This window comes from Umezawaea tangerina, from assembly GCF_003002815.1.
Classification (GTDB): Bacteria; Actinomycetota; Actinomycetes; order Mycobacteriales; family Pseudonocardiaceae; genus Umezawaea; species Umezawaea tangerina.
The window spans coordinates 285,758-307,039 of the sequence record NZ_PVTF01000005.1; the positions used below are offsets into that span (position 1 = coordinate 285,758).

The window sequence follows — 21,282 nt, forward strand, 5'->3', positions numbered from 1 at the left end:
CCATGGCCAACGGGATGAGCATCAACACCCAGGTGATCAGCGGTTCCGCCGATCAGCTGCTGGGAATGGGCGAGGCGCTGGGCAAGGAGGTCGAGTCGTTCCGGAGCCAGGTCGACGCGCTGGCCGACGCGTTCGGCGGCGACGACCTCGGGTCGGCGTTGGGCATGATCTACCAGATCGTGTCGGAGGCCGCGTTCGACTCCTTCGCCGACAACGCCGAGGGCCTGAGCGAGATCGGCCAGAACCTCCAGGGCATGGCCGACGACTACTCGACCGTCGACACCGCCAACAGCGACATGTTCCGGGAACTGCAGGGGGAACTGTCATGACCACCGGAATGATGCTGCCGCCTGAGCTGTCCGGGCTGCTCAACACACTCGGCTTCAACTGGCCCACGAGCGACGAGGGCAAGCTCTTCGACCTCGGCGGCCTGTGGTCGGGCTTCTCCGAACGCCTCGGCCCGATCGCCGCCGAGGCCGACGCCCAGGCCATGCAGGTGCTGAACGCGAACACCGGCGAGGCCGTGGAGAAGTTCAAGTCGTTCTGGACCGACGGCGAGGCACCGAAGCAGAACCTCGACGACGGGGCCACCGCCTCCTCGCTGGTCGGTGCCGGCCTCTACGTCTGCGCGGGTGTCGTCATCGCGCTCAAGGTCACGGTGGTCGTGCAGCTGGTCATGCTCGCCGTGCAGATCGCCCAGGCCATCGCCACCGCGATCCCGACGTTCGGCGCCTCGCTGCTGGAGATCCCGATCTTCAAGGAGATCGTCTCCCTCCTGCTCGACCAGGCGCTCGACTTCGCCATCAACCAGGTGCTCAGTGCCTAGGCGCAGGCCGCCCAGGGCGGGCAAGACCACCTCCGGTGCCGGGATCTTCACCCCCATCGGCAAGAGCCTGCGCAAGAGCCGACGCCCGGCCGGGTCCAACGTCAAGGTGCTCGACGTCGGCAAGTACGGCGACCTCAAGAAGCGCGAGAAGGTCGGCGACAAGCTCGAGCACGACCACATCCCGTCCTCGGCCGCCCTCAAGAAAGCCGAGGAGAAGAGGCTCGGCCGCAAGCTCACCTCGAAGGAGCTGGCGGAGATCCACCGCCAGGGGACCGCGATCGAGATCCCGAGTAAGGTCCACGCCAAGAGCGACACCTACCGGGGGAAGAACACCAAGAGCCAGATCGACTCCGACGCGGCCGACCTCAGCGCGGCGGCGAAGCGCGACTACGCTACCACCCGCAAGAACCTCATCGCCGACGGGCACTCACCGGCGGATGTGGACGCCGCCCTCGACGAGATGCGAAGGCTGAACAAGAAAAAGGGAATATGACCACAGTGAGCGGCGAGGTAGCCGTGTTCTTGGACGCCCTGGGGAACCGCAAGGACAACAGCAAGATCCTGAACGCGATCGTGCTCGTGGGTCCCCGCATGGAGACGGTGGAGTTCGACACCGAGGGCGAGCGTTCCGTGTACTACCTGTTCAAGCCAGCGGGAACGGAACTGCTGTTCGAGGACGACGTCCTGGTGTCGGTGCTGGTGCGCACGCAGCCCGACGCCGACGACGACACCTTCGACGTCTACCCGCGTCCCGAGTCGCTCGTGGACGGTCTGTCCGCCACCGCGGACCGCTCCCAGGTCACGGCGTTCCTCGGCACCCCGGAGCGCGCGGGCGCGGGGTTCGACCGGTACGAGGTCAACGGGCGCTACCTGCACTTCGAGTTCGCCCCGAACGGCCGGGTCGCCAAGATCTCCGCTCTCGTCGAGCCGGTCTGAACGACGCCGCGCGCTCGACCGGCGTCCGATCCAGCCGGTGTCGAACCCGTGGAACAGGCGGAGAACCGGGGCCGGCCGCACCGGCCCCGATCCCCTGCTCACCGCAACGAAGCCACCCGCTCAGGTGGCGGGCACAAGCAGGGGGTCGAGCAGGGTGCGGTCGCCGTCGATGCCGTGGCCCAGCGCGGCGGTGACGTCCTCGTGCGGGGTTCCCAGCCGGACCGCGCTGACCTCGTCCAGGTGCCGGTAGTGCTGATCGTCGAGTTCCAGGTGGAGTGACCGCAGGTACTCCTCCAGCTGGGCCGGGGTGCGGGGGCCGACGATCGGGATCAGGGCCGTGGAGGCCTGCGCGGCCCGGCGGCGCAGCCAGGCCAGGGAGACCTGGACCGGGCTGGTGCCGAGCTCCTCGGCGATCGCGAGCACGGCGTCGACGACGGCGGTGCGCTGCCCGGTGCCCTCGATCGCGTCGCCCTTGGCGGTCAGCCGTCCTCGTTCACCCTGCCGGTACTTCCCGGTGAGCAGCCCACCCGCCAGCGGTGAGTACAGGACCACCCCCAGGCCGTGGGCCTGCGCCATCGGCAACAGCTCCCGCTCGGCGGACCGTTCGGCCAGGCTGTACTCCGTCTGGATGCCGACCACCGGGGCGAGCCCGCGCAGGTCGGCGTGGACCGCGGCACCGGCGACCCGCCAAGCGGGGAAGTTGGACAGGCCGCCGTGCAGGATCTTGCCCGCGCGGATCAGGTCGTCGAACCCGGCCAGGATCTCCTCGATCGGCGTGACGCCGTCGGGGAAGTGCGGCATGAGGACGTCGACGTGGTCGGTGTCCAGGCGGCGCAGGCTCGCTTCGAGGGAGCGGACCATGATCTTGCGGCTGTTGCCGGTCGTACCGGGCCTGGGCTCGGCTTGCCTCGTCCCGCTGTACTTGGTGATGACCACGAAGTCGTCGCGCCGACGCCCGAGCAGGCCGCCGAGCGCGGTCTCGGCCTGCCCGTCCTGGTAGACGTTGGACGTGTCGAACGTGGTGCCGCCCGCGGCGACGAAAGCCTCGAAGATCCGCCGTGAGGCCTCCGGGCCCGCGCCGGTGTCCGACGTGCTGAAGTTCGCCGTCCCGAGCACGTACTGCGACACGCGCAGTCCGGTCAGACGCCCGAAGGTCTGGTAGCGCATGCGGCTCCTCCTGGAGTCCGGTGTGGCAAGGCCGGGCTCCAACAGTAGCAAATAAAGCGAGCGCTCACTCTCTATAAGCGGGTGACTCAGACCATCTCCACGCCCACATGAGCACAGAACGAAGAGTGATCTTTCATTTTACGAGCCGAAGCCGGTCCGGCTTTCGTCAAGGCACCAGTCGAGGACGCCGGGCCAGGGGCCGTAGCCGTCCCCAGGCGTGATGTGCCCGGCACCGGGCAGGAAGTCGACGCCGACGCCGAGCTCCTTCGCCCACGTGGCCGCGTCGACGGGTGCGTACGGGTCGGTCGTCGAGATGACCGCGCGCAGCGGCTTGTCCGACGCGGCGGCCACCCGCTCCGGATCGACGTCCGGAACGGCGAACTCCTCGTTGCGGTTCTCCGCGCAGAAAGCCTGCTCCCCCAAGGGCGAGACGAGCAGCACCCGATCCACCCGCAGCTCGTCCGGCAGGTTCTGCGCTGCCCGCAACCACAGCGCCGTGCCGAGCGAATGCGCCACCACAACCCGTTCCCGGTCACCGAGCTGCGCCAGCTCGGCGCGCAGGAGCTCGGTCCAGGTGCCCAGAGACGGCCGGTCGGGCGCGGGGAACTGCGGGTACAGCACCTGCTCGCCACGTCGGCGAAGCGACTCGGCCAACCACCACATCCAGTGCTCCTTCGGACGGTGGTTGTCCAGGCCGTGCAGGAGCAGGAAGCGGCGAACAGGCGGCTTCGGAAGGGAGATGTCGGTCATCCACGTTTCTTTCTCGCATGGTTCGACTGGGAAAAAGCCCGCGCTGCCCACCACAGGCAGCTACGACGACGGTCCGGACTCCCGCTTGCGGCTCGCGTGCACCCGCGCTTTCATGCGGTTCCCGCACACGGCCATCGAGCACCACTTGGCGGTCCCCGGACGACTGCGATCGATGAGGAAGAGGTTGCACCGCGTGTTCGCACACGCGCGCAGACGGCCGGGCATCTCCTCTTCCACCAGGGACCACGCCATCACGACCCGGACCGCCAGACGCCGATGCGGTGGCGCGACGAGCTCCCAGTCCAGTCCGGTCGGGGTCGCCTCCGGAACGAGGACTGTCTTCTCCAGCAACGAGTTGAGCTCACCCGTCGCGTCGGCGCGACCTCGGATGAGATCCTGCAAAGCCTCGCGCACACTCCGGAGATGAGCGAGCTCGCCAGGGGTTCCGGTGCCGCCGTACCGCGTGGCGAGCTCCTTCCCCGCCTCGCCCACGAGCTGTTCGGTTCGGACGCCGTCGACGACCGGCGCGCTGTTGAGCACGGCCAGCAGCAGGTCTTCGTCTTGCGGCATCAGGACTTTCTCCGTCGTCGGGGTGACGGTCACGCTACCGGCACACTAACCGGTAAACAAGCCCGAAGCAGAATCAGCACCGAAGCAGGTCAGGAGCACAACGTGTCCTCCACCAGCCTGTGGGCGCGCTGGTACGTCGACGTCGGGTCGACGGCCTGGGAGGCCAGGGACAGCACGACGACCCGTTCGCCGTCGGGGCTGACCCCGTTGAGGGTGCTCCACCCCGGCAGATCGCCGGGGTGGGTCCAGTACACGCCGCACGCGGTGTCGACCCGCACGATTCCCAGGCCGTACCGCGCACCGGGGAGCAAGGCGGCGACGTCCGGGGCGGCGACGGTCTGGTGCATCTGCGCCATCTGCTCCGGCGCGAGCAGCTTGCCGCTCTGCAGCGCCTTCCAGAAGGTCGCCAGATCGGTCGGGGTGCTCACCAGCGCGCCCGCCGCGTCGCCGCCCGTCGCGTTGAGCTCGGTCGTCTCCACCAGGGGGCCGTCCGGGACGAACTGCTTGTACCCCAGGGCATGCGGGTCGCGAATCGTCGGGTCGTCGCCCGGTGCGTAGGTCTGGCGCAGGCCCAGCGGTTCCAGGATCCGGGTCCGGACCTCCTGCTCCCACGAGTTCCCGGTGACCTTGTTGATGACCATTCCGGCGAGGACGTAGTTGGTGTTCGAGTAGTGCCACGACGTTCCGGGGGCGAACAGGGGCGGGCGCCCCATCGCGATCGCCACCAGCTCCGTCGCGTCGTAGTGGTCGAGGCGGTGCGCGCGGAAGCCCTCCTCGGACTGCACCATCGGGATGTCCTCGAGGTACTCCGCGATGCCGCTGGTGTGCTGGAGCAGGTCCCGCACGGTGATCCTGGTTCCCTCGTAACCGTTGCCGGACACCACACCGGGCAGCCAGCGCTCCACCGGATCGTCGAGCGACACCCGGTTCTCGCCGACCAGCTGCAGCAGGGTCACCGCCACGTACGTCTTGGTGTTGCTGCCCATCCGGAAGTAGCCGTTCTCGGGGACCGGCGCCCCGGTGGCGGTGTCCGCCACGCCGGAACGCGCCGTGTCCGTGCGACCCCCGGCCTTGATGAGACCCTGCACCCCGGTGATGCCGAGGTCGCGCAGGTCGTCGACGGCGGTCCGCAGCCCGTCCTCACCGGACACCACGATGCCGGATACCGCTGCACCGGCCCCGTTCTGCCCCGCGTTCGCCGACGTGCACGCGCTGACCACGACCAGGGCGCCGACCACAGCGGCGCCGACCAAGGCCGTCCTGCCCGCGCCGCGACCGGAAATCGTCTTCTCCACGCCATTCCTCCTTGAAGATCATCTGGTCGATGACCCTACGAAGGAACGCCGTGCCGACTCGATCCTGTCGGCCCCCGAACCGCGGTGGGGCTCACCCACCCCTATGCCGAGCACCGGAACGACCGGTCGAGCCGCTATCGAACCTCGGACGTGCTTGCGCCCGCGTTGCGGACGGCTGCCGCGGCGACGATGGCCAAGTCGTCGCTGGAGAAGCCGGAGCGGCTGAGCACCGCCAGGGACTTGTTCGTGGCCAGCGTGCACAACGCCAGCTCCGCCGCCTCCTGCTCACCGGCCCCCGCCGCCAGCAACGCCTGCTCCACCCTCTCGCGCAGAACGTCCATCGTGGCGCGGACCACCACCCGCCCCTCGTCGTCGAGGGCGGGGAACTGCGCCGCCGACATCGTGAGCAGGCAGCCGTCCGGGACCGTCGGGTCGGCGATGCGGTTCATGGTGACCCGCAGGAAGGCGGCCACCACGGCGCTCGGGTTCGGGTGGGGGCCGGACAGCGCCTGGTCGTAGAGCGGGTGGTAGGTCTGCGCGTAGCGCTGGAGGCTCTTACGGAAGAGCGCGCTCTTGTCGCCGAAGGTGCTGTAGAGCGAGCCCCTGCCCAGGCCCGTGCCCTCGGTCAGGCGGTCGATCGAGGCCTCCGAATACCCCCAGCGCCAGAACACGTGCATCGCACGCCGCAGCGCCTCGTCCACGTCGAACTGCTTGCGACCCGCCATGTTCGCCAGCCTACACATCTCGCGCCACATCTTGTACCGATCGTTCCAACATGGGTATGGTCGTCGGCATGACACCCTTGAGCTCACTTCGACTGCCCGACGGCTTCACCGACGTCTTCACCAGCAGGCTCGTGGAGGTGGACGGGCTGCGGCTGCACGCGGTCACCGGCGGCGACGGCCCGCCGCTGCTGCTGATCAGCGGCTGGCCGCAGACCTGGTACGCCTGGCGGGAAATGATGCCCGCGCTCGCCCGCGAGCACACCGTCGTCGCCGTCGACTCCCGCGGAGCGGGCCTCTCCGACAAGCCCGACGGCGGTTACGACGCGGGCACCCTGGCCGCCGACCTGGTCGCCCTGATGTCCGCGCTCGGACACGACCGGTTCGACGTGGTCGGCCACGACATCGGCATGTGGACCGGGTACGCCCTCGCCGCCGACCACCCCGAACGGGTGGGCAGGCTCGCCGTCGTCGACGCGATCATCCCCGGCCTCACCCCGGCCCCGCCGTTCTTCAGCCCGGCCCCGGTCACCCAGCGGTTCTGGCACTTCGCCTTCAACCGGCTCCCCGACCTCAACGAGGAGCTGGTCCGCGGACGGGAACGGCTCTTCTTCGGCTACCAGTTCGCCACCAAGGCCGCCACCCCGACCACCATCCCCGAGCACGCCGTCGACGTGTACGTCGACGCGATCGTCGCGGATCCCCGTGGCCTGCGGGCGAGCTTCTCGTACTACCGGGCGCTGGACGACACGATCGCGCAGAACGAACAGCGCCGGAAGACCCGGCTCACGCTGCCGGTGCTCGCCATCGGCGGCGCGCGGTACAGCGGCGCGATGGTCGCCGAGACGATGCGACTGGCCGCCGACGACGTCACCGAGGTGGTCATCGACGACTGCGGCCACTACGCGGCCGAGGAGCAGCCCGCGCGGTTCACCGAAGCACTCGAGGACTTCCTCGCCACCAAACCGGCGGCAGTCGTGCTGAACGGCTGACACCGGCGCTACGACCGCGCCGGAGGAACCTGCCCGTTCTCGAAGTAGGAGACCAGTTCCGGGTCCAGACCCGGTACCTCGCAAGGGATGCCTCCGGCGCGGAGGGACTCGGTGGCCCGCACCCCCGCCGCGACGGCCATGCGCGCGGCGACGGGTGAGGTGTCGGTGGTGCCGCCCTCGCGCACGAACCTCAGGAACTCGTCGACGAGGAGCGGGTCGGCGCCACCGTGTTCGTCGTCGTCCTCGGCGTCCGGTACGGCGTACTCGGCGTCGGCCTCGGCCCGGTAGGTGGAGCGACGGGAGTTCCAGACCTTCACCACCGCACCGGGTCCGTCGCCGAAGTTCTCCAGGCGGCCCTCGTCGCCGATGACGGTGTAGTTGCGCCAGTAGTCCGGGGTGAAGTGGCACTGCTGGTAGGCGGCCAGCACTCCGTTGTCCAGGCGCAGGTTCACCAGCGACACGTCCTCGACGTCGATGACCGGGTTCAGCCCGCGCTGGGTGTGCGGCGGCCAGTTGCCGTCCACGTCGTGCCAGTCGGCGTGCTTGGGCTCGCCGGGGGCGCGCCGGTGCGGGTTGTCCCCGTAGACCACCAGGTCGCCGAAGGCCTGCACCTGCCGGGTGTAGCCGTTCGCGAGCCAGTGCAGGACGTCGAGGTCGTGGCTGGCCTTCTGCAGCAGGAGTCCGCCGGTGTAACGGCGTTCGGCGTGCCAGTCCTTGAAGTACCAGTCGCCGCCGTAGCCGACGAAGTGCCGCACCCACACCGTCTTGACCTCGCCGATCTCCCCGCGCGTGATGACGTCGCGCATCAGGCGGACCACCGGCATGTGCCGCATGTTGTGCCCGACGTAGAGGCGGGTGCCCGTCTCGTGGGCGGTGCGCAGCAGTTCGTCGCACCGCTCGATCGAGATGTCCAGGGGCTTCTCGACGAAGACGGGCTTGCCCGCCCTGAGGGCCTGGCACGCGAGGTCGGCGTGGGTGTGGTCGGGGGTGAGGACCACCACCGCGTCCACGTCCGGGGACTCGACCACGTCCCTGTGGTCCGCCACGACCAGCGCGTCCGGGAAGGCCTCGACCGCCGCCGCCCTCGCGGCCGTGTCGTGCTCGGCGAGTGCGACGACCCGGCTGCCCGCGCCGGGGCGGTGGGCGGTGCGGGCGATCGAACCGCGGAGCCCGAAGCCGAGGACACCGAGCCGGATGTCGCGGTGGGTGTTGGTGGTCATGGGGAAGCCTTCCGCGCGACGCTGGTGGTGTGTGGGGAGCGGCCCGGAGCCGGGTGCGCCGGGCCGCCCGGATTCAGCTCACGGTGATCTTGTCGATGTCCGGTGCCCAACCGGAGGGGTTCGCGATGGTGATGGTGTTCCCCCGTCCGGCGCGCAGGGGTAGCGCCACGGTGGTGGTCCTCGTCGTGACCCAGTCGGCGGTGGGCGCGAACTGGACGGTCCTGGACGTCGAACCGTTGGCCTGGACGCCGGCGGTGCGGGCTTCCTGCGTGGCGTAGTGCAGCGTCACGGTGCGCGTGCCACCGGTGCCACCGTCGACGCCGGTGAACGCGAGGGTGCCGCCGTTGCCGAGGTAGCCGACCTTGGCGCCGCCGGAGCACCCGCCGCACGCGGCGACGACCGCGCCTCCCGCCAGGGTGTTGCCGGGGGCTTCGGCCTCGTAGCCCGGAGCGCCCGCGCCGACGGCCAGCCCGCCGAGGTCGAGCCATCCGTCGGCGTGCTGGCCCGCGTTGGCGAAGCGCAGCTTCTTGGCGTTGGGGTTGACCGCTTCCAGGGGGTTCTTGACCTTCAGGACGAGCCGGTAGTCGCCGGTGTCCAGGCCGGACAGGTCCACCGGGGCGTCGAAGTACCGGGGATGGCCGAAGTCCCGGTAGGTGGGGTCGGCGCCGACCTGCCAGTCGGGGAAGGCGCGGATGCGGGTGGGCATCACCTGCCGGAGGTCCCAGGAGGTGTCCCACGTCCTGACGACGGTGCCCGCCGGGTCCTTCAGGCCGAGGCTGACGGTCCAGGGGTAGTAGAACGGGGCGACGCCGGTGTTGTCGATCCGCACGCCCACCTTGGTGGTGCCCTGCGCGGTGTCGTGGAAGTAGGCGTCGCGGACGGTGAGGTTGTAGCCCATCAACCGCACGGCGGCGGCCACGTTGGGGTCGCCCGCGGAGTAGTCCAGGCTGCGTTCGTTGATCTTCCACGTGGTGTGCTCGAGCTCGATGCACGCCTTCATGTCGTCCACGGCGCCGGAGCCACCCGGCCAGTTGGCGAACGCGGTGGCCTGGATCTCGGGGCGGACCTCACCGCCCATCGAGGCCGTGGTCCACCGGTTCTCCACGCCGTGTTCCAGGGCCTTCTGCAGCTGGGCCCAGGAAGCGCCGCCCATGGACATCGGCAGCGTCACCCCCTGGCCCGCTTCGCGGTAGCAGAAGGAGTCGTCGTGGTAGCCGATGGACGACAGGCCGTCGGCCGCACCGCCCGCCAGGTCCGCGTAGCGCAGTTCGAGCCTGGTGCGGGTGAAGGCGCGGTGGAAGGCGTTGACGATCTCGGCGGCGTGGGCGTCGGTGGGCATGTAGTTCGGGTAGGTGTCGCCCGAGGTGTCGGTGTCGTAGGGCCAGGTGTGCCACTCGCCCCACAGGCCGATGAGGCCCAGGTGGATGTAGCCGAGCCGGGGGTCGCCGTCGTAGCGCGCGCCGAAGGCGGCGATGAAGTCCTTGAGCCCGCCCATCAGGTAGGGGTTGTCGTAGTCGGGGCTGGTGACGTCCCAGTAGGCGTTGTGCCGCATGGCGACGTGCCCGGTGAAGCACGGGGGGATGCCGTTGGCGGGATGGCTGCCGGTGCCGCCGGGGTACTCCAGGTAGAAGCGGATCGCCGCGTGGTTGCCGGACGCCGCGATGGCGTCGAGCGCGCTGTCCACGACGCTCCAGTCGTAGCTCGCGCACGTGGTCGGGTTCGGCATGACCTCGGACAGGGCGAAGTAGGCCCAGGTCAGGGAGAGCGGGTAGCCGGCGTTCGGGTCGATGCCCGGTTGGTAGAAGCGGGCGAACCCCTTGAGCGGGTTGTCCAGCGGGGCGTCGGCGGTGGCGAGGGCGTGGGCGGGCAGGCTTGGATCCGGGGCCGGGCCGGGTGCCGGGCGGTCCGGAACGCCCTGTGCGGACACGTCCGCGGCGTGGACGGGTCCGGGCTGCGCCAGGGGCAGCAGCGCGACGGCCGCGGCGCACAGTGCGGCCAGCAGCCTCCTGCGTCCGGCGGTGGCTGAGGACATGGCGCGACCTCCGTGGGGTGAGGAAGGTGCCTGCTCGAAATAGTTACGCTTCAGGATTGACAAAGTTCCACTATTCCTCATCAATATGTAGCAACGGTGCCCCACTGGCAAGAGGTGCGGCACGGAGGTCCTGATGCGGAGGCCTGTTCATGGGCGCCAGCAAGGCTCCTGCAAGGCCGCGGCGACGCGACGACCGCACGGTGGCGTGGCTGTTCCTGGCCCCGGCGCTGGTCGGCTTCGGGCTGTTCTACCTGTACCCGACCGGTCTGGGGATCTACTACTCGCTCACCGACTACGGCATGTTGAGCGCGCCGAACCTCGTCGGCGCGGAGAACTACCGCGACCTCGTCGGGGACGACAAGTTCTGGAACGCGCTCGAGGTCACCGGCTACTACGTCGTGCTGAACATCGTCTCGCAGACCGTGCTGGCCCTCGCCCTGGCCACGTTGATGCACCGGCTGACCCAGTCGGTGGTGGTGCGCGCGATGCTGCTGGTGCCGTGGCTGGTGCCCAACGTCACCGTGGGCCTGCTGTGGATGTGGATGCTCGACGCCAACCTCGGCTTCGTCAACCACGTCCTGGGCGCGTTGGGCATGCGCCCCACCGGTTTCCTCACCTCGCCGTCGTGGGCGATGCCCACCGTCGCGGGCATCAACACCTGGGCCTACGCGGGCTACACCGCCCTGCTGCTGTACGCGGGCATGCTGCAGATCCCCCGGTACCTCTACGAGAGCGCCGCGCTGGACGGCGCGGGCGAGTGGCGGATGTTCACCCGCATCACCCTCCCGCTGCTGCGTCCGATCCTGGCCCTGGTGCTGGTGGTCTCCCTGATCGGCTCGTTCCAGATCTTCGACACCATCGCCGTGACCACCAAGGGCGGACCGGTCGGCGCCACCAGGGTCATCTACTTCTACATCTACGAACAGGCGTTCACGAACTTCCGCATGGGCTACGCCTCCGCCATCGCCGTGGTGCTCGCCGTGGTGCTCGGGGCGCTGACCGCCGTGCAGATGCGGCTCCTGCGCGCCTCCCGATCGGACCTGGCATGAGGAGGGCAGCCGTGACGCGCACCCGGATCCCGCTGGGTCGGATCGCCGCCTGGGCGGTGGTGGTCGTGGCCGTGGCGGCGACGATCTTCCCGTTCTACTGGATGGTGCGCACCGCGCTGACCCCCGCGGCCGACGTGTACTCCGACTCCACGAGCCTGCTGCCCGAGCACCCCACGATGATCAATTTCCTCCGCGTGCTCGGACTGACGAGCCAGCAGGAGGCACGGGTGGCGGGCGGTTCCGGGGCCAAGGTCGACTTCCTGCGCTACCTGCTCAACTCCTTCGTCTACTGCGGACTGATCACCGTCCTGCAGACGTTGTTCTGCGCGATGGCGGGCTACGCCTTCGCACGGCTCCGCTTCCCCGGCCGGGACCTCGTCTTCGGCGTGCTGGTCGCCGCGCTCATGGTGCCGCCGATCTTCACCCTGCTGCCGAACTTCGTGCTGGTGAAGAACCTCGGCTGGCTGAACACCTTCGCGGGCATGGTCGCCCCGAGCGTGCTCATGACCCCGTTCGCGGTGTTCTTCCTGCGCCAGTTCTTCCTGTCGATCCCCCAGGAGATCGAGGAAGCGGCCACGTTGGACGGTGTGGGCGGCTGGGGCATGTTCTGGCGCGTCGTGCTGCCGATGAGCCGCGGCCCGCTGCTCACCATCGGGCTGACCACCGGGGTGTGGGCCTGGAAGGACTTCCTGTGGCCGCTGCTGACCGGCCGCGCCGAGGAGACCAGGGTGCTGACCGTCGCGCTCGGCATCTTCCAGCAGCAGTCCCCCAACGCCCAGCCCGACTGGACCGGGCTGATGGCCGGGTCGACCCTGACCGTGCTGCCCGTGCTCGTGCTGCTGGTCTTCCTCGGCCGCCGCCTGGTCGAGTCCCTCAACTTCACCGGCATCAAGTGACCCGACCCGATCCGAGAGGCGAACCACCATGCGATCCACCCGCCGGCGCGCCGGCACCCTCCTGCTCTGCCTGGCCCTCGTCAGCCCCCTCGGCGCGTGCGCAGGCTCCGACAACAGCGCCGACGGCACGACGACGCTGGACTACTGGCTGTGGGACGACAAGCAGCTGCCCGCCTACCAGGACTGCGCCGACGCGTTCCACGCCGCCAACCCGGACGTCACCGTCAAGATCACCCAGACGGCGTGGGCCCAGTACTGGCAGAACCTCACCACCCAGCTCGCCTCGGGCGACGCCCCCGACGTGTGGACCAACCAGAGCTCGTACTACCCGCAGTTCGCCACCACGAACCAGCTCCTCGACATCGCGCCCTTCGTGCAACGCGACCAGCTCGACCTGACGGCCTACCAACCGGGCCTCAGCGAGGTGTGGGTCAAGGACGGCAAGCGCTACGGGCTGCCCAAGGACTGGGACACCATGGCGCTGGTGGTCAACACCGACATGCTCGGCAAGCAGGGTGTCGACGCCGCGCAGCTGGAGGACCTGACCTGGAACCCGGTCGACGGCGGCACGTTCGAGCAGGTGGTCGCCAAGGCGACCGTCGACGACAAGGGCCGCAACGGTCTCGACCCCGCGTTCGACAAGAACAGCGTCCAGGTCTACGGGTTCCTGCCCGAGTGGGCCGACGGCGCCAACGGGCAGAACGGCTGGGGCGTCTTCGCCGCGGCCAACGGGTTCGCCTACCTCGACCAGAACCCCTGGGGCACCCACTACAAGTACGACGACCCCAAGCTCGCCGAGACCATCACCTGGTTCAAGCGACTCATCGACAAGGGGTACGCGCCCCGTTTCGACCAGCAGTCCACCGTCGCCAACTCCGAGCTGCTCATCGCGGGCAAGGGCGCGATGACGGTCACCGGCTCGTGGACCATCCTCACCTTCACCGACCCGAGGGTGAAGCAGAAGCTCGCCTTCACCCCCCTGCCCACCGGTCCCGCGGGACGCCGGAGCCCCATCAACGGCCTGTCCGACGCCATCTGGACCGGCAGCCCGCACCCCGAGCAGGCCTGGAAGTGGGTCGCGTTCCTGGCCTCGGCCGACTGCCAGGACCGCGTCGCCCAGCGCGCCGTGGTCTTCCCCGCCATCACCAGCGCCACCAAGAAGGTCGTTGCCGCGCACCAGGCCGAGGGCCGCGACGTGCACGCGTTCACCGACGTCGCGGAGAAGAACACCTTCCTGCTGCCCATCACCGAGCACGGCACCGAGATCAACCCCATCGTCCAGGACGCCGTCCAGTCCGCGATCCTCGGCAGCGCCGACACCGGCAACGCGTTGAAGGAGGCGAACAACAAGGTCAACGCGCTCTTCAAGTAGGCGGTGAACCCGTTGCCCCATCTCACGCGAGGACACCCATGGCCGAAATCCTCACCCTCGGCGGTCGCGCGTTCGCCGCCGAGCTCGACGGCGGCGGCGCCGCGCGGCCCGTCGACGGGGGTCTGCTGCTGCCCCCTGGACGAGTCGCCCTCCTGCACGGGTTCGGCGACGCGCCCTTCTACCGGCACGGGCACAACTCGTGGAGTCCCTGCGGGTGGCGCCGCCTGTCCGACGTCCCCCTGCGCATCGCCGACGCGCGGCGCAGGCTCACGGCCGACGACACCACGTGGGACGACCCCGGACGCCACCACTCCTCCGCCGTGGCCGCGCTGGCCGGGCCCGACGGGCGGGTCCTGCTGCTCGGCGCCCTCGGCCTTGGCGTGCCCCGGCTCGCCGCCGACCAGGACACCCTCGTCGGCTGGTACGAGTCCGGCGCGGCTCCCTGGCTGCTCGCCCACGGGGACGAGGACGAGGTCTTCGCCGCCTACGCGGAGCACCTCGGCGCACGCCTTGGGCGCGGCACCAAACGGGCGGGCAACGTGTGGTGCAGCTGGTACGCCTACTACGAGAACATCACCGAGGACCAGCTCGCCGAGGACATCACCGCGTTGAAGGGCCTGCCCTTCGACGTGGCCCAGATCGACGACGGCTGGCAGGAGCAGGTCGGTGACTGGCATCCCAACCGCAAGTTCCCCTCCGGGATGCGGGCACTGGCCGACCGGATCGCCGACGCGGGACTGCGGCCCGGTCTGTGGCTCGCACCCTTCATCGTCCACCCCGACTCGCGCACCGCGCACGAGCGGCCGGAGCTCCTGCTGCGCGACGCCGCCGGAGCACCGGTGGTCGCGGGGCACAACTGGGGAACCGGGTACTGGACGCTCGACCTCACCCTGCCCTCGGTACAGGACCACCTGCGGGAGACCGTCCACCGCCTGACCCGCGAGTGGGGGTTCGGCTACCTCAAGCTCGACTTCCTCCAGGCGGGCACCACACCCGGATCCCGCTCGGCCGACGTGGACCGCGAGACGGCGTACCGGACCGGCCTGCGCGTCATCCGCGAAGCGGCCGGGGACGAGACCTACCTGCTCGGCAGCGGAGCGCCGCTGCTGCCCTCGCTCGGTCTGGTCGACGGACTGCGCAGCGGCCCGGACGTGGCCCCGATGTGGGACCACTACGCCACCCAGGACCCCTCCGACGCCTTGGCCCGCAACGCCGTCGTCAACACCCTGCACCGCCTGTGGCACGCGCCCGTGGTCGAGGTCGACCCGGACGTCGTGTACTTCCGCAGCCGCCTCAACCTGCTCACCGACCGGCAGCAGGGGTGGCTGCGCGACCTGGCCGACGTCTGCGGCTTCCGCGCGGTCTCGGATCCGCCCGGCTGGCTGCGTCCCGACGAGCTGGAGGCGATGACCCGCTACCTCCGGCACCGCCCCGTCATCCGCAAGCTGGGACGCCACCGGTTCTCGCTCGACGGGCGCGAGGTCGACTTCACCCCGGTGGTCGACCAGGACACGGAGCAGGTGTATCCGATCACCTGAGCCCGGCGGGCGGTCGGACTTAGTAAACTACGTAGCAATATCTAGAGGTGGTTACGCGCTTTCCAGAGGGGCACAGCATGGCGATGAGCGGAACGGACCCGTCTCGGATGCGCGAGATGAACCAGCTGTCCGTCCTGTGGGCCCTGCGCGGCACCCCGCCGTCGACCGTCACCGAGCTCTCCGGTCGGACGGGCCTGTCCCGACCAGCGGCGGACGTGCTCGTGCAGCAGCTGGTGACCGACGGCTGGGCCGAGGTCGAGGAACCGGGGGCCAGCAGCACGGTCGGGCGACCGGCCCGCCGCTACCGCTTCCGCGCCACCGCGGGGCACGTGCTCGGCATCGACATCGGCGTGCACAAGATCCTCGTCATGCTCTGCGACCTGGAGGGCAACCTGGTCCAGTCGCTGCGCCGACCCGCCGACCCGCAGGCTGGCCCCGACGCCCGGCTCGCGTCGGTGGACCAGACCATCGACGACGTGCTGCACAAGGCGGGCATGGCGCCCGCCGACATCTGGGCGGTCACCATCGGGGTGACCGGCCCGGTCGACGAGAACGGGCGCACCATCGTCTCCACCCCCTTGCCGGGGTGGCGCGAAGCCGATCCCATCGCCCACCTGCGACCGCGGTTCACCTGCCCGATCCGGGTCGAGAACGACTGCAAGCTCGCCGCGGTCGCCGAACGCTGGAAGGGCGTCGCCCAGGACGCCGACGACATCGTGTACCTGCTCGCCGGCCTGCGCACCGGCGCGGGCCTCATCATCGACGGCACCCTCCGCCGTGGCCACGGCGGCGTGGCTGGCGAGATAGGAGCGCTCAAGGCCGTCCGGTGGCTCAACGCGCCTGCGCACCTCTCGGCCTGCCCCGGAGTGCCCTCGGGCGCCAAACCCGGCGACGCCGCGGCCTGGGTGTTCCAGGCCGCGCGGGAGGGCGACAGCGCCGCGAAGACCGCCGTCCAGCGCTACATCCGCGACCTGGCCGTCGGCGTCGCCGCCCTCGTGCTCACCCTCGACCCGCAGATCGTCGTCTACGGCGGCGGCTTCTCCCGCTCCGCCGACCTCGTCCTCGACCCGCTGCGCCGCGAACTCGCCAAGCACTGCCTGCGCGTCCCGGAACTGCGCGCCTCCACCCTCAGCGACGAAAGCGTCGCCCTCGGCGCACTGCGACTCGCCCTGGACCAGGTCGACACCACCCTGCTCGGCAGCCGCCTCGCCGCACCCACCGCGCCCCAGTTCTCCTGACGAGCACCAGGGGGTCCAAGCGGTCGGCGCATCGCGTGGATCTCCCGGTGAACCGGGGGGGCACCGGGAGCCAGCTGTCAGCACGAGTTCGACGACCAGGGTTCCCCCTCCCCCGATGTAACCGCGCGATCCTGTGGTCCACGGTGGCGGGTGGTCCCCGACCGGGCGCGGCCGACGACGTCACCGGAATGGTCATCGACGACCGCGGGGCACCGAGGGACGTCACCAAGCCGCTTCCGGGCGCGGTTCAGATCAGCCGCCCCAGGTACTCCACCGCCTGGGCCTCGTCGGGCTCGGTGTAGCGCGCGCCGATGTGGCCGTCCGGGCGGATGAGGAACAGCGCGTCCTCGGTCACGGCGTAGGCGGTTCGGACTTCGGCTTCCTCCACGGGAACGGAGACCGCCTTGACGCGGTCGGGCAGTCGCTCGGCCAGCGCGTTCGCCACCTTCGAACTGACGGGACCGAAGGCCACCGCGGTGACGTGGGTCCCCCGGAAGTGGTCGGCCAGGTTGGCGGGGGCGCGGTCGCCTGCCGCGAGCCTGTCTCCTGGGGTGCCATCGGTAGGCAGGCTCAGGCTGCTTGCCCGGTAATGGGCGCTCAGCTGGGTCACCACGGCCGACTGGCCCGCTACCGGCAGGACGCTGGACATGCCCTGCCCGATCAGGTGGTCACTCAGGCCGAGTACCGCGGCCGCCGCCGGGCGGCGCTCCTCCTCGTAGGTGTCGAGCAGCTCGGCGGGCGCGCCGGCCAGCACGTGGGCCAGCTTCCACCCGAGGTTGTACGCGTCCTGGATTCCCGTGTTCATGCCCTGCGCGCCTGCCGGTGTGTGCACGTGCGCCGCGTCACCAGCGATGAAGACCCGGCCCTCCCGGTAGCGCTCGGCCAGGCGGACGTTGGACCGCCATGTCGAGCCCCACCGCACGGCCCTCACACGCACTTTCTCGCCGTTGTCCAGGTCGTCGACGATGCCCTGCAGGACCTCGCGGGTCAGCGGCTCGCGGACCCCGTCCGGCGCGTGCACCTGCATCTGGAACAGCGGGGTTCCGGGCAGCGGGCACAGCGCCAGCATCGAGTGCGGCCCGTGGATCCACTGGTGCCAGTAGTCGCGGTCGAGGCCTTCGATCTCGACATCGGCGACGATCCACCGCGCGCTGTTGTCGGTCGTACCGGTGAAACCGATCCCCGCCCTCTTGCGCACCGCGCTCGACGCACCGTCGCAGCCGACCAGGTATTGCGCGGCGATCTCGCGGCCGTCGGCCAGGACCGCCGTGACGCCGTCCCGGTCCTGGCGGAAGCCGCTCAGCCCGGCCCCTAGCTCGACGACCACGCCGAACTCGCCGAGCCGGTCGCGCAGGAGCCGCTCGGTGCGGTTCTGCGGGATGAGCAACGCCCTGGTGTACGGGGTGGCGGCGCTCGGTTCCCGCGGTGCCTCCAGCAGGTCGTGGATCGCCGTCGTGCCGTCGTCGAACCGCTTGTACAGCGGAGTCCGGAACCGGCCCGAGGTCACCGCCCGCCCCGCGACACCCAGGTCGTCGAAGATCTCCATGACGCGCGGCTGCACCGCCTTGCCACGGGAGCCGGGAAAGAACTCGGTGGCGGCGTCGACGATCCGCACCGGAATGGAGGAGCGCGCCAGCTGAAGAGCAAGGGTCAGTCCGGTCGGACCCGCGCCGACCACTACTGCGCCGGTTCGTTCTTTGATCATCCACCGACGCTGGCACGACCGACTCGACCGGGTCCAATACCTCTGCCGGCGCTGGAGATACCCGATGGACATCGACGCTGATCCGCACCCGCCACGTCACTCGCGGGGGTGATGCCGCTCACCTGGTTGGACATCAGCGCCGGGATCCCGCAAACCCATGCGTGGCAACGATTCGCCACACCGGCAGGACCGGTTGCCGCAGCCGGTCGCCTCGAACGCGCGGACACCACGGGCGTCGCCCGCGACCCCGTCTCCGACCTGGTCGGGTCGTCCGACATCGATCCGGCCCACCGGGTGCAGCAGGTCCTGACCGGGCGCAGACCCGCCGCCGGCGCCCCGGCAGGTGGGCGGAAGGTCGGTTCGACCTCCGCCGCCGTGCAGCGCCAGATCGGCGTCGACCGGCGCTACTTCGGCGTGCTCTTCACCGACGTGCACTACGACGACGGGCAGGAAGTGCCGTACGACAGGCCGCTGCGGCAGGATCCGCTGCCCCAACCCGTGTTCGAGTCCACTTCTGCCAAGGCTCATCTGGTGAACGCGCCCCGCTACGCCGAGGCCGGGATCCAGGCAGTCGAACTGTTCTGCGCGATCCTGACGGATGCCGACCGCGCCGCCGTCACAGCGTCGATCCACGACATGGTCGCCGCGGTCCAGGAGTACGTGCCGGACTACGCGTTGCGCGCCGAGCCGCGGTTCGACTGGGACGGCAACGCCAGGGTGGCGGTGTTCCTCGAGGTCGAGGGGAACGGCGACCACCTGCCGCCCTGCGCGGGGAACCTGGACATCATGACCGCCGCGGCGGCCCGGATCGGGGAACTCATGGCCACCGCGAAGCTGGAGGCGACGGCATGACCGCTCAACTCGAGCGTGCGCACGAGGCGGGTGCCGGAATGGTCCGGATCGCCACCCACTGCACCGAGGCCGACGTCTCCCCCAGCACTTCGGGGCCGCGGGCGACCTCGGGATGGAGACTGCCGGCTTCCTGGTGATGGCGCACGGCACATCGCCGGAGAACCTGGCGGCGCAGGCCAGGATCTTGTTCTCGCCTACGAGAACGGGGTTCGCCACATCGACGGGTCGCTGTGCGCGCTGGGAGCGGGCGCGGGCAACTCGCCGACCGGGGCGCTCGCCGGGTGCGCCCGAGCACAACGTGCCTTCGCCTCGACCGCGGTCAACTCCGACTCGCGGGCGATCCAGGCTCGACCACCCCAGTCGAACCGCCCACGCGGACCACCACGGTCCGGGCCAGCAGGTCGCCGACGCGTTGACGGCGCTTGGTCACCAGGATGCTCACCACGGCCACCAGGCCGAGCAGCGTGCCGTCGACGGCGAACAGCAACGAGCGGATCAGGTAGTCCCAGATGCTGGGTTCGCCGCCGTCCACCTTCTCCACCCGCAAACCCATCACCAGCATGCCGGGCGTGACGCCGTGACGGCGCGAGGGCACCCATATGTCGATCAGGAGTTGGGACACGAACGCGACCGCGACGAAGGTGATCGTCGGCGCCCACAGGATCGCGCGTGGCGGCACCACACCCCACTTCATCAGGGGGATGACGACCACTCCGACCAGCAGCCCGGCGAGAAAGCCGAGACCGATGGCCAGCGCCGAGTCCAGCACGTGCTGGGACGTTCGCCGAGCGAGCGCTTCCAGTCGTCCTGGCACCACGCCGGACCGGGCGGTGTCCGACTTGGGTGGCGCGAACCCCGCGGACACGGTCACCGCGACGTCCTCGGCATCCTGAACGCGCTAGAGGTCACGACTTCCTCCGGGTTCCGTGGCGTGTTCATGCCACCGTCGTCGAGCGTGGTGAACCAGCGTATCGCTCGGCCTCTGGAGAACCGATGACCACCATCGGCCACCTGCCCCCGACCACACCCGTCCCGTGCTCGGTGTGCTCCACCCGGATGCAACAGTCCACTGTGGACCGCACCGCACGAGCACCCGCGTGCAGGAGTGGTCCGACGTGGTGCGTCCGCCCGGAACCCTTCAGCGCGGTCGGGAGCTCGGTGGTGCCCGGCGGGTGAGGTGTTGTGGTCCGATGACGGAGAGGAGCTGCATCTTCTCGTGGCTTTCGCTGCCGGGGACGGCGGTGTAGACGAGCAGGATGTGGGACTGCTCCGGGTCGAGCAGGGTCTGGCAGGTGAGTTCCAGGATGCCGACCTCGGGGTGGATGTAGCGCTTGGTGCCGTTGTAGTGGATGCCGACCTCGTGCTCGTTCCAGGCCGCGCGGAAGTCGTCGCTGCGGGCGAGCAGGAGCTCCGAGAGGTGGGCGGCCCGTGAGCCGGGTCCGCGGAGCGTGACCATCGAGCGCAGGCCGGAGGCGAAGACGCGGGAGTGCAGCGCGTGGTCGTCGGGGTGGTAGAGGGCGCGGGTGGCCGGGTCGGTGAACCACCGGTAGCCCAGGCTGCGGGCCGGGCCGGTGTAGCGGGTGGTGTCGCCGGTGAGCGCGACGCCGAGCGGGGTCTGCCGCAGCGTCTCGCCGAGCTCGGTGACGACCTCGGCCGGGGTGTCGGTGAGCCGGTCGAGGATGCGGAGCAGACCGGGACTGACGTGTTCGCCCGCCGCGCCCCTCGGGGGCGGGTTGTGCCCGGCGAGGCGGAACAGGTGGTCGCGTTCGTCGAGGGACAGGTGCAGCCCCTGGGCGATCGAGGCGATCATCTGCTCGGAGGGGTGCGGTCCGCGCTCCCGCTCGAGTCGGCTGTAGTAGTCGGCGGAGATGTGGCAGAGCGCGGCGACCTCCTCCCGGCGCAGACCGGCGGTCCTGCGCCGTTGCCCGCGCGGGAGGCCGACGTCCTCGGGTTGGAGTGACTCCCGGCGACGACGGAGGAACCCCGCGAGCCCGACTCGATCCAGCACGACTGCTCCCTCCCTGCACCGGTCCGCCCCATCGTGCCACCGGGACGGGACGGCTTGCCTCGGCCCGCCGATCCCCCTTTCGTGTCACGGCCAACCGGGCCCGGTCTGCCTAGG

Annotated in this window: 21 protein-coding genes and 1 pseudogene; 12 read left to right on the top strand and 10 right to left on the bottom strand. The window is 70.2% G+C overall.

Annotated features, from left to right (window positions below; genetic code table 11):
- Nucleotides 1–14 precede the first annotated feature (14 nt).
- From CLV43_RS18825 to CLV43_RS18840, 4 genes are read left to right on the top strand one after another with little or no spacing between them, the layout of a single operon-like run.
- Nucleotides 15–329 carry a WXG100 family type VII secretion target gene (locus CLV43_RS18825; protein WP_146174802.1) on the top strand — a complete coding sequence of 105 codons (315 nt, stop codon included), beginning with the start codon at nt 15–17 and terminating at the stop codon, nt 327–329.
- Entirely contained in the window at nt 326–826 is a 501-nt protein-coding gene (locus CLV43_RS18830; protein ID WP_106188515.1) for a WXG100-like domain-containing protein, read from the top strand. The genes CLV43_RS18825 and CLV43_RS18830 overlap by 4 nt, the downstream gene beginning before the upstream one ends.
- The gene (locus tag CLV43_RS18835) at nt 819–1,319 is read left to right on the top strand and encodes a hypothetical protein (RefSeq protein WP_106188516.1); all 501 of its coding nucleotides are present in this window, start codon (nt 819–821) and stop codon (nt 1,317–1,319) included. The genes CLV43_RS18830 and CLV43_RS18835 overlap by 8 nt, the downstream gene beginning before the upstream one ends.
- Nucleotides 1,316–1,762, top strand: coding sequence for a hypothetical protein (locus tag CLV43_RS18840; RefSeq protein WP_106188517.1), 447 nt, complete (start codon nt 1,316–1,318; stop codon nt 1,760–1,762). The genes CLV43_RS18835 and CLV43_RS18840 overlap by 4 nt, the downstream gene beginning before the upstream one ends.
- 120 nt (nt 1,763–1,882) lie before the next feature.
- Here the strand turns inward: CLV43_RS18840 and CLV43_RS18845 are convergent, their stop codons facing one another.
- The 5 genes from CLV43_RS18845 to CLV43_RS18865 form a co-directional block, all read right to left on the bottom strand.
- Nucleotides 1,883–2,929 (bottom strand): aldo/keto reductase, encoded by a 1,047-nt coding sequence (locus CLV43_RS18845; protein WP_106188518.1) that lies wholly within the window; start codon nt 2,927–2,929, stop codon nt 1,883–1,885.
- A 138-nt stretch (nt 2,930–3,067) separates the two neighbouring features.
- Nucleotides 3,068–3,679, bottom strand: a complete 612-nt coding sequence (locus CLV43_RS18850; protein WP_106188519.1) for an RBBP9/YdeN family alpha/beta hydrolase — start codon at nt 3,677–3,679, stop codon at nt 3,068–3,070.
- Between the two features lie 60 nt (nt 3,680–3,739).
- On the bottom strand, nt 3,740–4,282 hold the full coding sequence (locus tag CLV43_RS18855; RefSeq protein WP_245886669.1) for a CGNR zinc finger domain-containing protein: 543 nt from the start codon (nt 4,280–4,282) through the stop codon (nt 3,740–3,742).
- 56 nt (nt 4,283–4,338) lie between these two features.
- Nucleotides 4,339–5,544 (bottom strand): serine hydrolase domain-containing protein, encoded by a 1,206-nt coding sequence (locus CLV43_RS18860; RefSeq protein ID WP_106188520.1) that lies wholly within the window; start codon nt 5,542–5,544, stop codon nt 4,339–4,341.
- 134 nt (nt 5,545–5,678) lie between these two features.
- A complete protein-coding gene (locus CLV43_RS18865; protein WP_245886672.1) occupies nt 5,679–6,269 on the bottom strand; it encodes a TetR/AcrR family transcriptional regulator in 591 nt (196 codons plus the stop codon).
- 68 nt (nt 6,270–6,337) lie between these two features.
- Here CLV43_RS18865 and CLV43_RS18870 point away from each other — a divergent pair, with 68 nt between their 5' ends.
- Nucleotides 6,338–7,258 (top strand): alpha/beta fold hydrolase, encoded by a 921-nt coding sequence (locus CLV43_RS18870; protein ID WP_170155898.1) that lies wholly within the window; start codon nt 6,338–6,340, stop codon nt 7,256–7,258.
- An 8-nt stretch (nt 7,259–7,266) separates the two neighbouring features.
- Here CLV43_RS18870 and CLV43_RS18875 read toward each other — a convergent pair whose 3' ends face one another.
- Together CLV43_RS18875 and CLV43_RS18880 are read right to left on the bottom strand one after the other, a co-directional pair.
- A complete protein-coding gene (locus CLV43_RS18875; protein ID WP_106188521.1) occupies nt 7,267–8,478 on the bottom strand; it encodes a Gfo/Idh/MocA family protein in 1,212 nt (403 codons plus the stop codon).
- 73 nt (nt 8,479–8,551) lie between these two features.
- Entirely contained in the window at nt 8,552–10,510 is a 1,959-nt protein-coding gene (locus CLV43_RS18880; RefSeq protein WP_106188522.1) for a DUF4832 domain-containing protein, read from the bottom strand.
- Between the two features lie 149 nt (nt 10,511–10,659).
- On the opposite strand from CLV43_RS18880, the gene CLV43_RS18885 reads away from it, so the two are divergent.
- The 5 genes from CLV43_RS18885 (at nt 10,660) to CLV43_RS18905 (ending at nt 16,603) form a co-directional block, all read left to right on the top strand.
- Nucleotides 10,660–11,559, top strand: coding sequence for a carbohydrate ABC transporter permease (locus CLV43_RS18885; protein ID WP_106188523.1), 900 nt, complete (start codon nt 10,660–10,662; stop codon nt 11,557–11,559).
- A gap of 11 nt (nt 11,560–11,570) precedes the next feature.
- Nucleotides 11,571–12,455, top strand: coding sequence for a carbohydrate ABC transporter permease (locus tag CLV43_RS18890; protein WP_211304413.1), 885 nt, complete (start codon nt 11,571–11,573; stop codon nt 12,453–12,455).
- 28 nt (nt 12,456–12,483) lie between these two features.
- Nucleotides 12,484–13,827, top strand: a complete 1,344-nt coding sequence (locus CLV43_RS18895) for an ABC transporter substrate-binding protein (protein ID WP_106188525.1) — start codon at nt 12,484–12,486, stop codon at nt 13,825–13,827.
- Nucleotides 13,828–13,865: 38 nt separating this feature from the next.
- The gene (locus tag CLV43_RS18900; RefSeq protein ID WP_106188526.1) at nt 13,866–15,365 is read left to right on the top strand and encodes a glycoside hydrolase family 36 protein; all 1,500 of its coding nucleotides are present in this window, start codon (nt 13,866–13,868) and stop codon (nt 15,363–15,365) included.
- 83 nt (nt 15,366–15,448) lie between these two features.
- Complete coding sequence (locus tag CLV43_RS18905) at nt 15,449–16,603, top strand: ROK family transcriptional regulator (protein ID WP_211304414.1); 1,155 nt, start codon at nt 15,449–15,451, stop codon at nt 16,601–16,603.
- Nucleotides 16,604–16,850: 247 nt separating this feature from the next.
- Here the strand turns inward: CLV43_RS18905 and CLV43_RS18910 are convergent, their stop codons facing one another.
- Nucleotides 16,851–18,308 (bottom strand): FAD-dependent monooxygenase, encoded by a 1,458-nt coding sequence (locus CLV43_RS18910; protein WP_170155899.1) that lies wholly within the window; start codon nt 18,306–18,308, stop codon nt 16,851–16,853.
- Between the two features lie 111 nt (nt 18,309–18,419).
- Between CLV43_RS18910 and CLV43_RS18915 the strand changes: the two genes are divergently transcribed.
- Nucleotides 18,420–19,160 (top strand): hypothetical protein, encoded by a 741-nt coding sequence (locus CLV43_RS18915; protein WP_211304415.1) that lies wholly within the window; start codon nt 18,420–18,422, stop codon nt 19,158–19,160.
- Nucleotides 19,148–19,439 (top strand): annotated as a pseudogene (locus CLV43_RS49325) (4-hydroxy-2-oxovalerate aldolase); the annotation flags it as partial. The gene CLV43_RS18915 and the pseudogene CLV43_RS49325, both read left to right, overlap by 13 nt.
- Nucleotides 19,440–19,479: 40 nt before the next feature.
- Here the strand turns inward: CLV43_RS49325 and CLV43_RS18925 are convergent.
- A complete protein-coding gene (locus tag CLV43_RS18925) occupies nt 19,480–20,031 on the bottom strand; it encodes an RDD family protein (protein ID WP_106188529.1) in 552 nt (183 codons plus the stop codon).
- Between the two features lie 267 nt (nt 20,032–20,298).
- Nucleotides 20,299–21,168 carry a helix-turn-helix transcriptional regulator gene (locus CLV43_RS18930; protein ID WP_106188530.1) on the bottom strand — a complete coding sequence of 290 codons (870 nt, stop codon included), beginning with the start codon at nt 21,166–21,168 and terminating at the stop codon, nt 20,299–20,301.
- Nucleotides 21,169–21,282: the final 114 nt, after the last annotated feature.

Coding starts and splice junctions, on each gene's coding strand:
- CLV43_RS18900 (WP_106188526.1), top strand. CDS start 13,866: ATGGCCGAAATCCTCACCCTCGGCGGTCGCGCGTTCGCCGCCGAGCTC.
- CLV43_RS18895 (WP_106188525.1), top strand. CDS start 12,484: ATGCGATCCACCCGCCGGCGCGCCGGCACCCTCCTGCTCTGCCTGGCC.
- CLV43_RS18875 (WP_106188521.1), bottom strand. CDS start 8,478: ATGACCACCAACACCCACCGCGACATCCGGCTCGGTGTCCTCGGCTTC.
- CLV43_RS18825 (WP_146174802.1), top strand. CDS start 15: ATGAGCATCAACACCCAGGTGATCAGCGGTTCCGCCGATCAGCTGCTG.
- CLV43_RS18830 (WP_106188515.1), top strand. CDS start 326: ATGACCACCGGAATGATGCTGCCGCCTGAGCTGTCCGGGCTGCTCAAC.
- CLV43_RS18905 (WP_211304414.1), top strand. CDS start 15,449: ATGAGCGGAACGGACCCGTCTCGGATGCGCGAGATGAACCAGCTGTCC.
- CLV43_RS18910 (WP_170155899.1), bottom strand. CDS start 18,308: ATGATCAAAGAACGAACCGGCGCAGTAGTGGTCGGCGCGGGTCCGACC.
- CLV43_RS18915 (WP_211304415.1), top strand. CDS start 18,420: ATGCCGCTCACCTGGTTGGACATCAGCGCCGGGATCCCGCAAACCCAT.
- CLV43_RS18845 (WP_106188518.1), bottom strand. CDS start 2,929: ATGCGCTACCAGACCTTCGGGCGTCTGACCGGACTGCGCGTGTCGCAG.
- CLV43_RS18865 (WP_245886672.1), bottom strand. CDS start 6,269: ATGGCGGGTCGCAAGCAGTTCGACGTGGACGAGGCGCTGCGGCGTGCG.
- CLV43_RS18870 (WP_170155898.1), top strand. CDS start 6,338: ATGACACCCTTGAGCTCACTTCGACTGCCCGACGGCTTCACCGACGTC.
- CLV43_RS18880 (WP_106188522.1), bottom strand. CDS start 10,510: ATGTCCTCAGCCACCGCCGGACGCAGGAGGCTGCTGGCCGCACTGTGC.
- CLV43_RS18885 (WP_106188523.1), top strand. CDS start 10,660: ATGGGCGCCAGCAAGGCTCCTGCAAGGCCGCGGCGACGCGACGACCGC.
- CLV43_RS18840 (WP_106188517.1), top strand. CDS start 1,316: ATGACCACAGTGAGCGGCGAGGTAGCCGTGTTCTTGGACGCCCTGGGG.
- CLV43_RS18850 (WP_106188519.1), bottom strand. CDS start 3,679: ATGACCGACATCTCCCTTCCGAAGCCGCCTGTTCGCCGCTTCCTGCTC.